General features: G+C 72.4%; 11 protein-coding genes. 6 read left to right on the forward strand and 5 right to left on the reverse strand.

All coding sequences use genetic code 11. The features are described 5' to 3' along the window. Nucleotides 1–114 precede the first annotated feature (114 nt). Nucleotides 115–885, reverse strand: a complete 771-nt coding sequence (locus ACIA8D_RS28735; RefSeq protein ID WP_399236920.1) for a diacylglycerol kinase — start codon at nt 883–885, stop codon at nt 115–117. Between the two features lie 262 nt (nt 886–1,147). On the opposite strand from ACIA8D_RS28735, the gene ACIA8D_RS28740 reads away from it, so the two are divergent. Continuing rightward, nucleotides 1,148–2,431, forward strand: a complete 1,284-nt coding sequence (locus ACIA8D_RS28740; RefSeq protein ID WP_266711597.1) for an adenylosuccinate synthase — start codon at nt 1,148–1,150, stop codon at nt 2,429–2,431. An 84-nt stretch (nt 2,432–2,515) separates the two neighbouring features. Here the strand turns inward: ACIA8D_RS28740 and ACIA8D_RS28745 are convergent, their stop codons facing one another. Continuing rightward, complete coding sequence (locus ACIA8D_RS28745) at nt 2,516–4,291, reverse strand: protein kinase (protein WP_399236922.1); 1,776 nt, start codon at nt 4,289–4,291, stop codon at nt 2,516–2,518. Nucleotides 4,292–4,492: 201 nt separating this feature from the next. On the opposite strand from ACIA8D_RS28745, the gene ACIA8D_RS28750 reads away from it, so the two are divergent. Beyond that, nucleotides 4,493–5,179, forward strand: coding sequence for a DUF4956 domain-containing protein (locus tag ACIA8D_RS28750; RefSeq protein ID WP_399236758.1), 687 nt, complete (start codon nt 4,493–4,495; stop codon nt 5,177–5,179). Then, nucleotides 5,176–5,973, forward strand: a complete 798-nt coding sequence (locus tag ACIA8D_RS28755; protein WP_399236760.1) for a polyphosphate polymerase domain-containing protein — start codon at nt 5,176–5,178, stop codon at nt 5,971–5,973. Before ACIA8D_RS28750 ends, ACIA8D_RS28755 begins: the two co-directional genes overlap by 4 nt. Nucleotides 5,974–6,150: 177 nt before the next feature. Here ACIA8D_RS28755 and ACIA8D_RS28760 read toward each other — a convergent pair whose 3' ends face one another. From ACIA8D_RS28760 to ACIA8D_RS28770, 3 genes are all read right to left on the reverse strand, one after another. Next, nucleotides 6,151–7,425, reverse strand: coding sequence for a sensor histidine kinase (locus ACIA8D_RS28760; RefSeq protein WP_399236761.1), 1,275 nt, complete (start codon nt 7,423–7,425; stop codon nt 6,151–6,153). Then, on the reverse strand, nt 7,425–8,123 hold the full coding sequence (locus ACIA8D_RS28765; RefSeq protein WP_399236762.1) for a response regulator transcription factor: 699 nt from the start codon (nt 8,121–8,123) through the stop codon (nt 7,425–7,427). Before ACIA8D_RS28765 ends, ACIA8D_RS28760 begins: the two co-directional genes overlap by 1 nt. Nucleotides 8,124–8,211: 88 nt before the next feature. Further along, entirely contained in the window at nt 8,212–8,712 is a 501-nt protein-coding gene (locus tag ACIA8D_RS28770) for a hypothetical protein (RefSeq protein WP_399236764.1), read from the reverse strand. Between the two features lie 177 nt (nt 8,713–8,889). Here ACIA8D_RS28770 and ACIA8D_RS28775 point away from each other — a divergent pair, with 177 nt between their 5' ends. The 3 genes from ACIA8D_RS28775 (at nt 8,890) to ACIA8D_RS28785 (ending at nt 12,834) form a co-directional block, all read left to right on the forward strand. Then, a complete protein-coding gene (locus ACIA8D_RS28775; RefSeq protein ID WP_399236765.1) occupies nt 8,890–10,245 on the forward strand; it encodes an aspartate aminotransferase family protein in 1,356 nt (451 codons plus the stop codon). A 1,129-nt stretch (nt 10,246–11,374) separates the two neighbouring features. Beyond that, nucleotides 11,375–12,058 (forward strand): GntR family transcriptional regulator, encoded by a 684-nt coding sequence (locus tag ACIA8D_RS28780; protein ID WP_399236767.1) that lies wholly within the window; start codon nt 11,375–11,377, stop codon nt 12,056–12,058. A gap of 125 nt (nt 12,059–12,183) precedes the next feature. Further along, on the forward strand, nt 12,184–12,834 hold the full coding sequence (locus ACIA8D_RS28785; protein ID WP_399236769.1) for a hypothetical protein: 651 nt from the start codon (nt 12,184–12,186) through the stop codon (nt 12,832–12,834). Nucleotides 12,835–12,930 lie beyond the last annotated feature (96 nt).

Below are 12,930 nucleotides of genomic sequence, written 5' to 3' on the forward strand. Positions count from 1 at the left end.
CAACGACCACCCAGGCCTGATCAGTCAGCTCATGACGACGCACCACGAAAACACCAACGCGCCAACCACTTTGCGGACACGACCTAGGGCCTGTCCGCGCTGCCCCGGCGCCGCTCAGGGCAGCGCCAGCCGCCACGCCCCCGCCCGCACCGACCACGTCCGTCTCCGCACCGGCCCCCCGATCCGCACCTGATCCGCCCGGTACCGGAAGTCCTCCCCGGTCACGGTGACCGTGTGCGCCCGCACGGAGACCGCCGCGCCCTCGGCGTCCCGCACCTCCACGCGCGCGAGCCCGTCCCCGGCGGAGGGCGTCACGCAGACGCCCCGGACCGGCTGGTCGAGGTCGACGAGCGTCGCCCCGTCCGCCTCGATCCGCAGTCGGGCGGGCGGCCCGGCCTCGGCGCCCGCCGGTCCCGAGGGCCGCGCCGCGAGGCCGCGCACCAGCGAGCGGCAGGCTCGGAGCCAGGGCGGGCCGCCGTCCTCGGGGTCGGTCCCGGTGGCCGAAACCGGTGGGATCCGCAGGTCCCCGAGCACCACCCCGTCGCTGTCGTCCACCAGCAGATCGAGCCGCCGCGGCGCCCCGTCCAGCGCGGCCCGCGCCGCCTCGACCGTGCCCCCGGGTACTCCGAGCGAGCGGGAGAGCGACACCGCAGCCCCCACCGGCACCATCGAGAACACCGCGTCCGCCAGCTCCCGCTCCCGGTGAAGGAGCGACACCGCGCGCAGCAGCGCCCGGTCGTCGCCGACCACGACGGGCCGTCTCACACCCCGCTTGGCCAGCGCTTTCGCAAAATCAGCGGGGCTCTGCGGCAGGCACACCTTCGCCGTCGAACCCGCGCACAACACGTCCTTGGCGATGCGCACGGACTCCCCGTCGGCGCGCATCGCGAGCGGATCGACGATCACCAGAAGCTGCCGCGACAGCCCCTCGCTCGCGTCGTCCGTACGGTCAGATGGATGGTCCAAAGCCGCCACCTCGGCCTTGCCTCGCTTCCTCGGGTAGCATCTTTGTGCAAGAGCCCCTTGCGCTATTGCGCCAGGGGCTTGGTCTATTCCGGGGCACCCCAAGGCTTACGAAGGCACGCCGCAAAGGAGCGGCCACGGCCCCTGACCTTGGACATGCCCCGCCCGGAAGGGGTGTACGCCTGTGCCCGCACTTGTGCTGCTCGGTGCTCAGTGGGGTGACGAAGGCAAGGGAAAGGCCACCGACCTGCTCGGTGGATCCGTGGACTATGTAGTGCGCTACCAGGGCGGCAACAACGCCGGCCACACGGTCGTCGTGGGCGACCAGAAGTACGCGCTGCATCTCCTCCCTTCCGGAATCCTCTCGCCGGAGTGCACGCCGGTCATTGGAAACGGTGTCGTCGTCGACCCGTCGGTCCTGCTCTCCGAGCTGAGCGGTCTGAACGAGCGCGGCGTCGACACGTCGAAGCTCCTGCTCAGCGGTAACGCGCACATCATCACGCCCTACAACGTGACGGTGGACAAGGTGACGGAACGCTTCCTCGGGAAGCGGAAGATCGGCACCACCGGACGCGGCATCGGCCCGACCTACGCGGACAAGATCAACCGCGTCGGCATCCGCGTCCAGGACCTCTACGACGAGTCGATCCTCACCCAGAAGGTCGAGGCGGCCCTCGAGGTCAAGAACCAGCTCCTGACGAAGCTCTACAACCGCCGCGCCATAGAGGCGCAGCAGGTGGTCGAGGAGCTGCTCGGCTACGCCGACAAGATCAAGGGCTACGTCGCCGACACCACCCTGGTGATCAACGACGCGCTCGACGAGGACAAGGTCGTGCTGTTCGAGGGCGGCCAGGGCACGCTCCTCGACATCGACCACGGCACGTACCCCTTCGTCACCTCCTCGAACCCGACCGCGGGCGGCGCCTGCACGGGTGCGGGCGTCGGCCCGACGAAGATCAGCCGCGTCATCGGCATCCTCAAGGCCTACACGACCCGGGTCGGCGCGGGCCCGTTCCCGACCGAGCTGTTCGACCAGGACGGCGAGGACCTGCGCCGCATCGGCGGCGAGCGCGGTGTCACCACCGGCCGTGACCGTCGCTGCGGCTGGTTCGACGCGGTGATCGCCCGGTACGCGACGCGCGTCAACGGCCTGACCGACTTCTTCCTGACGAAGCTCGACGTGCTCACCGGTTGGGAGCAGATCCCGGTCTGCGTCGCGTACGAGATCGACGGCAAGCGGGTCGAGGAGCTGCCGTACTCGCAGACCGACTTCCACCACGCGAAGCCGGTCTACGAGTACCTGCCGGGCTGGTCGGAGGACATCACGAAGGCCAAGACCTTCGCGGACCTCCCGAAGAACGCGCAGGCGTACGTGAAGGCGCTGGAGGAGATGTCCGGCGCCCCGATCTCGGCGATCGGCGTCGGCCCCGGCCGCGACGAGACGATCCAGGTCAACTCGTTCCTGTAGGCCTTCACCGGCTCGTGCGCCCCGGTCCGCTTCGGCGGGCCGGGGCGTTCGCCTGTCCGCCGGCGCCTCGCGGCGCCCGCTCCCTCACCCCGACCTTTCGTACGTGACCGGCGCCTCGCCCCCCGACATGACGCGCGTCAGCCGGCCGGTCGTCGTGAGGGTGATCGTGCTCGGATCGCCCGGATTGCAGGCGGAGGCCGGCTGGGCCGTCGTCGGCTCGGTGGGGCCGATGCGGATCGTGGAGGACGTCGCCGACTCGAGGCGGCCCTGGAAGACGCAGTGGTAGGGCTCGCCGTTCTTCTGGTAGCCGTCCGCCGTCAGGGAGAAGACCGGGTCGCCGGACGCGCCCTGCTGGAGTGTGATGCTGCGCGGATGGTGGCCGTTGGCGTTGTCGATCGCGCCCTCCCACCTGCCGAGGAACCCGGTCGGTATGTCTCCCGCGGCGGACTGCGGCGACTCCTCCTGGGACGCGGACGCCTCCTGGCTCGGCGAACTCGGCGAACTCGGCGCCGACGAGACCGGGGCGGAGGTGACGGCCGTGGGGGAGACCTTGTCGTCGGCCCGGCCCGCCGGCTCGTCCTCGCCGTTCATCAACGCGTACACCGAACCGCCCGCTCCCAGCGCCACGATCACCGCGACCACGATGAGCGCCGGTGTGGAGCGATTGCGGCGCGACGGCGGTCCGGGAGGCGGCGGACCGTACGGCGGGGTCCGGCCCCAACCGCCGTTCGCAGGGCCGTAGGCGGGCGTCTGCGGCTGGGGCGGAGAGGGGTGCGGGTGGCCGTACTGCGGCGCGGGCGCGGGCGCGGGGGAGGGTGCGGTCGGCGGGGCCGCCGGTGCCTCGTGGGAGACCACGGTCGGCAGGTGGTTCAGCGAGGCCGCGCCGGGTGTGCCGGGCGGCGGGGGCGCGGGGCCGGTCGACGCGGCCTGCGCGGCGGGCGCCGGGGTCGGGGCGGTGCGCTCCGGGTTCTCCGTGTCCAGCAACTTCACGGCGTGCCGGGCCAGTTGGGCGACCAGGGCGCCCGGCAGCCACGGGTCGCGGGTGCGTCCTTCGTCGCCAAGCGCGTCGTCCGCGCCGGTCCGTTCGAGTAACTCGTCGAGCGTGGGACGGTCGCCGGGCTGCTTGTGCAGACAGTCGCGGACCAGGTCCTGCAAGCCCTCCGGAAGATCCCCCAGCTCCGGCGGCTCCTCCGCGATCCGGAACATCAGGGCGTGCACCCCGCTGTTGGTCGTACGGAACGGCAGCTGCCCCGACGCCGCGTAGGCGAGCACGGACCCCAGGCAGAACACGTCGCACGCCGGGGTGATCGGATCGCCGCGCACCTGCTCGGGCGCCATGAACCCGGGCGAGCCGACCAGCGCCCCGGTGCGGGTCAGCCCGCCGTCGGTCACGGTCTCCAGGGCGCGCGCTATGCCGAAGTCGATGACGCGCGGCCCGTCAATGGTGATCAGTACGTTCGACGGCTTGAGGTCGCGGTGGACGATGCCCGCCGCGTGGATGTCCTTGAGCGCGTGCGCGAGGCCGCCCGCGAGGATGCGCACCGAACGCTCGGGCAGCGCGCCGTAGTCGTGCGAGACCACCTGCTGGAGGCTGGGCCCGGCGACGTAACCGGTCGCCACCCAGGGGATCTCCGCGTCCGTGTCCGCGTCGAGCACCGGAGCCGTCCACGCGCCGCCGACCCGCCGCGCGGCCGCCACCTCCTGCCGGAACCGGTTCCTGAACTCCTCCTGCTCCGCGAGCTCTTCGCGGACCACCTTCACCGCGACCGTGCGACCGCGCTCCGAGCGCGCGAGATACACCTCGCCCATGCCGCCCGCGCCGAGCCGGCCGAGCAGCCGGTACGCGCCGATGCTCTGCATACCCTCCATGTCGCGCCACCCTCCCCCGGTATGTGTGCAACGAACTGAGAATAATGCGGACATACGACAGAGAGGGCCCCCGCGGGCCGAGCGGTTCCGTTCGTCGACGTACGTTGACGAACGGTGGCGCGGAGAGCGTGCCGCCGATCGTTAACCGTCGCCAAGCGCGGCGTTAACCCGGCCGTTCGTAGCGTCAGGGCCATGGACAACCTCCCACCCGCGGCGGAGCTCGGCGCCCATCTCGGCCTCGACCTGCTCGCCGTGACCCTGCTGACCTTCGGCATCTTCTACCCGCGGCACCGCAGGCGCGAGCTCGTGCCCGCTTATCTCGCGCTGAACGTCGCCCTGTTCGCGGTCGTCGCCGCGCTCGGCGACGTCGGCAAGGGCGGCGGGCTCGCCCTGGGCTTCGGCCTGTTCGGAGTGTTGTCGATCGTGCGGCTGCGCTCGGACGCGCTGCGGCACCAGGAAGTCGCGTACTACTTCGTGACGCTGGTCCTCGGGCTGTTGTGCGGGCTGCGCGCACTCGGCCTCGGCGTCACCACCGCGCTCGCCGCGCTGCTCGTCGTGGTCGTCCATGTGGCCGACCATCCGCGCCTGTACGCCCGTGACCGCCGGGCCGTCGTCACCCTTGACGCCGTGCACGTCGACGAGGACGCGCTGCGGGCCGAACTGGCGAGGCGCGTGGGGCGGCCGCATGGTTGGACCGTGCAGGAGATCGACTACGTACGCGACTTGATGGTCGTGGAAGTCCGATTCCGCCAGCCGGAGACCGGGGAACGATCGGAGGCGCCCATACGTACCTCTCGTACCCACAGGGGAGCTCATGACCGTCATGAGACTCGCAGTACGACGAAGACCGCAGCCGCCTATCACCAGGAGACCGTGTGATCCCCGCCGTACGCGCCATCGGGCGCGCCGCACTCGCCGCCAAGCCGTTGTCGCTCGATGAACTGAACAACAGGGCAGAGCTGTTGGCCCGCTACGACAACAGCTATCTGGTGCCGGTCGAGGTCTTCGAGGACTTCGCGGCGCTGCTGACCGACCCGCGCCGTCCCGAGGGCCCGTTCCGCTCGCTGTCGGTGAACGGCCGGCGCTGGTTCTCGTACAGATCGACCTATTACGACACCGCCGACCTGCGCACCTATCACGACCACCGGCAGGGCCGCCGACTCCGCTACAAGATCCGGGAGCGGCTCTACCAGGACACGGGGGAGCGGCAGTTCGAGATCAAGCTCAAGAACGGGCGGGGCGAGACCGTCAAGCACCGTCGCCGCCTGGAGAGCGAGGAGCGGCCGCTCGACGCCGCGCAGCAGGGCTTTCTCGCCGGTGTGCTCGGCGGGGCGTACGGCATCGAGGCGCCGGAGGCCCTCGAACCCTCGCTGGTCACGGACTACCAGCGCGCCACGTTCGTCGCCGACGGGCAGCGGATCACGTGTGACGCGGGGCTCGTGGTGCGGGATCTCTCCGATGGGCGGACGGTGCGGGCGGACGGGGGGCTTGTCCTCGTCGAGACCAAGACGCGCGGCTCCCTGACCGAGGCGGACCGCCTCCTCCACCGGTTCGGCGTGCGCACGGCCGAGTTCACGAAGTATTGCGGCGGATTCGCCGCGCTGCGTCCCGAGTTGGGCGTGAACCGGTGGTCGCGAGCGGTGCGCTCCGCGTTTCCCAGTGCCTACGCCTGAGCCTTCGGCACACGGCACCGGCGTGACGGCCTCGGGGCTCCGCCCCGGACCCCGCTGCTCAATCGCCGCAGGGGCTTGAAAAACCAAGCCCCTGCGGCGGGTGGGCAAATCAGGCCCCGCCGGCGATTGAGGCGCGAGGTCCGGGGCGGAGCCCCGAGGCGCTAACGCCGGTGCAGGTCAAGGCCACCGAAGCGTGACCACCGCTCCGCTCGCCGACGAGGCGAAGGAGACCGTGCCCCCGGTCTCCTCGGCCGTGCGCCGCACGATCGAGAGGCCGAGCCCCGTGGACCCGCCCCCGCTGGAGCCACGGGTCTCGGCCTCCGCCGGGAGACCGGGCCCGTCGTCCGCGACGACCAGCTCCGCCCCGGCACCGCCGTCCCCCCGTACGACGATCCGGAAGCCGATCCCCTGCGGCGTGTGGTCCAGCACGTTCCCGATCAACGCGTCGAGCGCCGCCACCAGCTCGTCCTCCGGCACCGGAACCGCCACCGCGACCTCCGGCACCGACACCTCCACGTCCCGCCCCTGATCCGTGGCGAGCGGCTCCCAGAAGTCCGCGCGCTCCCGTGCGACCGCCGCGAGGTCCGCCCCCGCCACCCCGCGGAGCGGCTTGCGGGCCTTGCGGATGACGTCGTCCACGCCCAGTTCGAGCGCCGCGACCCCCGCCGCGATCCGCTCCGCCTCCTCTGCGTCCCGCAGCCCCTCCGCGTCCAGGCGCAGCGCGGCGACGGGGGTGCGCAACCGGTGCGCGAGGTCCGCCGCGTTCTCCCGCTCGGCGGTGAGCAGCTCGTCGATCCGGGCCGCGAGATGGTTCAGCTCGGCGGCCACGGAACGCAGCTCCGGCGGCCCCTGGGGCTCGGCGCGGGCGGTCAGATCGCCGCCCGCGAGCCGGTCCGCCGTCCCGGCCAGCGCACGCGTCGCCCCGACGAGCCGCGCCCCGAGCCGGTCGGCGAGCAGCAGCCCGATGAGCACGAGCCCCAGCCCGATCCCGGCCAGCGTCAGCCACGACGAGAGCATCCCGTCGTACAGCTGCCGACCGGTCAGGCTCACCTGGACGACGGCCGTGCCGCCCTCCGCCCCCTGCACCGGCACCAGGACCTGACGGCCCCCGCCCGGCGGCTCGTACGTGAACGCGCGGCCCGCCCGCGCGAGGCGCACCGCGTCGGTGGCGGCGGCGGGGGCGCCGATCACCTTCCCGTCGGCGAAAATCAGCGAAGTGTCCGGCTGGGAGCCGGAGTTGACGCTCTCCACGGCCTGTTCCGCGGCCGCCCGCTCGTCCGGGCTGTGCAGCGTGGGGCCCATCGCGGCGGCCACCCACTGGGCGCGTGCGGTCGCCTCGGCGGTCGTCCGGTCCGCGGCGTGGCTGCGGGTGAGCAGGGTCAGCGGGACGAGCAGCGCGGTGAGGACGAGGGCGGTGGTGGCCGCGGTGAGCAGCAGCAGGGTGCGGCGCACTACGACGCCGCCCGGTCGTCGGGAGCCATCAGCTTCACACCCACCGTGCGTACGGTGTGCAGATAGCGCGGCGACTGCGCCGACTCGCCCAACTTCCGTCTCAGCCAGGACAGATGGACGTCGACGGTCTTGTCGGCGCCGCCCAGCGGCTGCTGCCACACCTCGGCGAGCAGCTCGCGGCGCGAGACGACCTGGCCGGGGCGGTGGGCGAGGTAGGCGAGCAGGTCGAACTCGCGCGGCGTCAGGTCGAGCGGCTGCCCGTCCAGCGTGATCTCGCGGGACGCGGGCGCGATCACGAGCCCGCCGACCGTGAGCGGCTCGTCGACGTCGCCGGGCAGCCCGAGGCGGCGCAGCACCGCCTTGATCCGGGCGTCCAACTGGGCCGCGCCGAACGGCTTCACGATGTAGTCGTCGGCCCCGTCCCCGAGCACCGCGACCATCTCCCCCTCCTCGTCGCGGGCCGTCGCCACGATCACCGGTACGTCGCTCACCGCGCGCAGCATCCGCAGTACTTGGGCGCCGTCCACATCGGGCAGGCCCAGGTCGAGCACGACCAGATCGGGCCGGTCGGTGACGGCGGCGTCGAGGCCGGCCATGCCGGTGGCCGCGGTGGCGACGGCGTGACCCCGGTCGCGCAGGGCACGGACCAGGGCGTTCCGCAGGGCGGGATCGTCTTCGACGACCAGGAGATGTGGCATTTGATCACTTAATCAAGCCCGCAGTTGGACGAGAGGCGGCGGGGTCCGGGCAGAGCCCCGGGAGCGCAACGCCGAGGTGCTGCGGCTGTCAGTCGTCCTCGTCGTCAGGTTCCGCGGTCCGTGTGACCCGAGGAGTGCCGGAGGCTCCGTCGCACCGGATCTCGTAGTGCCGGTCCGGGCTGTCGTCGTCGGAGGGCTCCGCCTCGATCCGGGCCACCCGTCCCGGGCCGCGTACGACGTCGTCATCGATCTCGTAGCCGTCGGCCGGGCTCCACGCCACCAGGTACACGCTGCCGTCCGTCCCGCACTCGACCGTCGCGGAGCCGCCCGTGAAGCGGAGCGTGCGGCGCTGGTCGGCGGGGGCCGGGGCGGCGGAGGAGGAGCCGGCGCGGGGCGTCGTGGCCTGCGCGGACGCCAGGGCGCGGTGCACCGCGGCGTCGTCGAGCGGATGGCCGTGCGTGCCGGTCTCGGCGTTCGCGTCGGAGCCCGCCAACTGCCAGGCGCCGAGGGCGCCCGCGGTGGTTCCCACGGCGACCCACGCCGCGGTCACGGCGACGTTGCGCCAACGGTGCGCGTTCGGCTTTCTCATGCGGACCAGCCTGCCCGACGGTTTCCTAACGCCACGCTAAAAGCAGCTCAGGAGGGGTCCCGGAACGGGCACGACGGGGGCGGGCCGGGACGGGGCGACAGACTGTCGGGTTCGACGGCGTCCCACAGACAGGACGCCGATGGTGTGCCGGTACGGCGCCCCTTTACCCTCGGCCCCATGACCCCTCAGCCGAATCCCCAGGTCGGCGCCGCCGTGAAGGCCGCGGACCGCAAGCACGTCTTCCACTCCTGGTCCGCACAGGAGCTGATCGACCCGCTGGCCGTCGCCGGCGCCGAAGGCTCCTACTTCTGGGACTACGAAGGAAACCGCTACCTCGACTTCACCTCCGGCCTCGTCTACACGAACATCGGGTACCAGCACCCGAAGGTCGTCGCGGCGATCCAGGAGCAGGCCGGGAAGATGACGACCTTCGCCCCCGCCTTCGCCATTGAGTCGCGCTCCGAGGCCGCACGCCTCATCGCCGAGCGCACCCCCGGCGACCTCGACAAGATCTTCTTCACCAACGGCGGCGCCGACGCCGTCGAGCACGCCCTGCGGATGGCCCGCCTGCACACGGGCCGCCCGAAGGTGCTCTCCGCGTACCGCTCGTACCACGGCGGCACCCAGCAGGCCATCAACGTCACCGGTGACCCGCGCCGCTGGGCCAGCGACACCGGCACCGCCGGTGTGACCCGCTTCTGGGCGCCGTTCCTGTACCGCTCCCGTTTCTACGCGGAGACGGAGGAGCAGGAGTGCGAGCGCGCCCTTGAGCACCTGGAATCCACGATCCAGTTCGAGGGCCCGTCGACGATCGCCGCGATCATCCTGGAGACGGTCCCGGGCACGGCGGGCATCATGCTGCCGCCGAAGGGCTACCTCGCGGGCGTCCGCGAGCTCTGCGACCGCTACGGCATCGTCTTCATCCTGGACGAGGTCATGGCGGGCTTCGGCCGTACGGGAAAGTGGTTCGCGGCCGACCTGTACGACGTGACGCCGGACCTCATGACCTTCGCGAAGGGCGTGAACTCGGGGTACGTCCCGCTGGGCGGCGTCGCGATCTCCTCCGCCATCGCGGAGACGTTCGCGAAGCGCCCCTACCCGGGCGGCCTCACGTACTCCGGCCACCCGCTGGCCTGCGCGGCGGCCGTCGCCACCATCAACGTGATGGAGGAGGAGGGCATCGTCGAGCACGCCGCGAAGCTCGGCTCCGAGGTCATCGAGCCGGCCCTCCGCGACCTCGCCGAGCGGCACCCGTCGGTGGGCGAGGTGCGCGGCGTCGGCATGTTCTGGGCCCTGGAGCTCGTACGTGACCGCTCCACGCGGGAGCCGCTGGTGCCGTACAACGCGGCCGGTGAGGCGAATGCCCCGATGGCCGCGTTCGGCGCCGCCGCCAAGGCGAACGGCCTCTGGCCCTTCATCAACATGAACCGCACCCACGTGGTCCCGGCCCTCAACATCACGGAGGCCGAGGCCAAGGAGGGCCTCTCCGCGCTGGACGCTGCGCTGGCTGAGGCGGACCACCACGTGGCGTGATCCCACGGGGACCGGGTGACCGGGGTCCGGGTGGCCCGGATCGGGTGGCGGATCCGGGCGACCGGAACCGCCGGGTGCCGGGTGCCGGGTCCGGGTGGCCCCGGTCCGGGTGGTCCGGGGCCAGGGTGGGATCGGGTGACCGGGGGCCGGGTGTGTTCCAGGGTTGGCCGTGTGTGGCCGCCTGCCCGGGGCTCGGCCGGTTCCCCCGCCCCTCTCCCACCCACCCGCCCCCTCCGGGGGCTCCGGTCAGGAGCCCCCGCCCGGCTCCCGCCACCGCGATCGGTGCCAGGCTTGATCCCTGAGGGCTGTGCCCTCAACCTTCTGTCGCCGCCAGGCTCGTGCCTGCCGGCACGTCTACGTAAGGCTTCCGACGGCCTACAGCTCACCTGGGCGATCACGCCGCCGCGCGGCAACCTTGCGGAGCCCCGGTGCCGAGTGGCCATCACGATGAGCATCGACCTCGACGAAACCCCGGTGCGGCGCAACGGGCCCTGCCCCGCTCGGGGCTGGAGCCCCCGGAGGGGGCGGGTGGTGGGAGCTGAGCGGGGAGCGGCGCAGCTGGCGAGGCACGGTGCCGCGAACCGGTGCCATAGGCGCTGCCCTGGAACCCCGACGCCGCGCATCGACCTCGACAGGCGTCGACCCCGACGAGCCTGCAAAGCCCCGGTGCGGAGTGGCCGTCACCAGGGGCGTCGGCCTCGGGGAAACCCCGGGCCTCGGTGCGGCGCAATAGGCACTACCCCGCCTCGGGCTGGAGCCCTCGGAGGGGGCGGGTGGGTGGGAGATGGGCGCCGCCCCGGCGCAGCCCCAGGCCCCCGGCCTCGCGTATCAGTACCGTCGGGCGCCGCCCCGGCGCAGCCCCAGGCCCCCGGCCTCGCGTATCAGTACCGTCGGGCGCCGCCCCGGCTCAGCCCCAGGCCCCCGGCCTCGCGTATCAGTACCGTCGGGCGCCGCCCCGGCGCAGCTCCCAGGACCCCGGCCCCGCGCACCGTGCCGACGGGCCCCGCCCCGCACCCACCGACGACCCCGACCCCGCCCCCGCCCCACCCCCGGCAGGGCCCCGCAGGCGTAATCTGACCAGCCACACCAGACCGCACGACCACGCCAGCCGAACCGGGGGACCCGACCCGTGCCCGCTCAAGACGGCCCCGCCGTCACCCGTTCCACCCTGCGCCAGCAGATCGCGGACGCGCTGCGCGACGAGATCCTGGCGGGACGCCTCAGCCCCGGCCAGGAGTTCACCGTCAAGGAGATCGCCGAGGGATACGGGGTGTCGGCCACCCCCGTCCGTGAGGCCCTCGTCGACCTGTCCGCCCAGGGCCTGCTCGACTCCGCGCAGCACCGCGGCTTCCGCGTCCACGAGTACTCGCTCCCGGACTACCGGGCGATGATCGAGGCCCGCAGCCTCGTCGCGGACGGTATCTTCCGCGGCCTGTCCGCCGACCCGTCCCGCGCCCCGCAGACCGCCGAGGACCTCTCCGGCGTCCGCCGCCGCGGCGAGGAGGCGGCCCGTGCCGCCCGGGGCGGCGACCTGAACGTCCTCATCGGCTACGACCTGCGTTTCTGGCGAGAGCTGTCCGCCCTCTTCGGCAACCCGTACCTCTCCGACTTCTTCCACCGCCTGCGCGTCCAGTCCTGGATGTGCGCGGTCCCGCACTTGCGCGCCGCTGGCGACCTCCGGGGCCGGCTGTGGTCGGGCCACTGCGAACTCGTCGACGCGCTCGTGGACCGCGACCCCGATGCCGCGCAGGCGCTCGTCGACTCGTACAACGACGACTCGCTCTCCTTGATCGAGGCTCTGACAGGCGCGTGAGCGGGTACAGCGAGGACAACGGGTCGTCGCAAGACAGGTCAACCCTGACCCGCGGCGCACTACCCTGAAGACGACGCCGATACCGTCCACCGCGCCGGAGCACTCCGGAGCACTGAGGAGCCCCCTTGGCCTGTGACCTGTGGCTCGTCCCCCTGGTCGACGTGCTGTGCCACAGCCCCGACAATCCGTTCGCCGAGGAACTCGCGCTCTACGACAAAGCGTTGAACGAGGCAGGACTGCCACCGGTGCCGGTGCACGCGTACATGCCGGGCCTGTCCGGGGACGTGGCCCCGATCGCGGGATTCGACTACGACGCGCTGCACTTCCTGCGCCGGGCGTACCTGCTGCAGATCTGCGGCCTCGCCGTGACACCGGTCGACGAACTGGGCGGTGACTACGAGCAGTTGCTGGAGATGTTCGAGTCGACGGCCCAGAGTTCCCATCTGGTCTGGCACTACGACCACGCGGGCGCGTACGTCCCCGTGGACTTCGCCGAACCGTTGTCCAACGACGAACTCCTGGCGGGGGGCGGCCCGTTGGGCTCGTCCCATACGCTGTTGCGGGAGCTGGAGTTCGTGGCCCCTGCGATCGGCATCGATCCGGCCAATCCGCCGCAGCCACCGGCTCCGCCTGTCGCGCCGACGTCGCTGGAGGAACCGGCGGCGGCCGGGCCGCTGGACGACAATCCGTTCGCCCGGGAGCGGCACGTGTGGCTCGGCCTTCATCAGGCGGCCACCCGGAGTCTGGCCCAGAGCTCCATGCTCATCTTCAGCTGACCGGACCTGTTGCGGTCGGCCGTCCCCCGGCCTCGGGGCTCCGCCCCGGACCCCGCGCCTCAATCGCCGGCGAGGCTTGATCTGCCCCCGGAGCGA

Source organism: Streptomyces sp. NPDC051684, from assembly GCF_044453445.1.
Lineage (GTDB): Bacteria > Actinomycetota > Actinomycetes > Streptomycetales > Streptomycetaceae > Streptomyces.

Coding starts and splice junctions, on each gene's coding strand:
- ACIA8D_RS28735 (WP_399236920.1), bottom strand. CDS start 885: ATGCGCGCCGACGGGGAGTCCGTGCGCATCGCCAAGGACGTGTTGTGC.
- ACIA8D_RS28770 (WP_399236764.1), bottom strand. CDS start 8,712: ATGAGAAAGCCGAACGCGCACCGTTGGCGCAACGTCGCCGTGACCGCG.
- ACIA8D_RS28750 (WP_399236758.1), top strand. CDS start 4,493: ATGGACAACCTCCCACCCGCGGCGGAGCTCGGCGCCCATCTCGGCCTC.
- ACIA8D_RS28775 (WP_399236765.1), top strand. CDS start 8,890: ATGACCCCTCAGCCGAATCCCCAGGTCGGCGCCGCCGTGAAGGCCGCG.
- ACIA8D_RS28745 (WP_399236922.1), bottom strand. CDS start 4,291: ATGCAGAGCATCGGCGCGTACCGGCTGCTCGGCCGGCTCGGCGCGGGC.
- ACIA8D_RS28765 (WP_399236762.1), bottom strand. CDS start 8,123: ATGCCACATCTCCTGGTCGTCGAAGACGATCCCGCCCTGCGGAACGCC.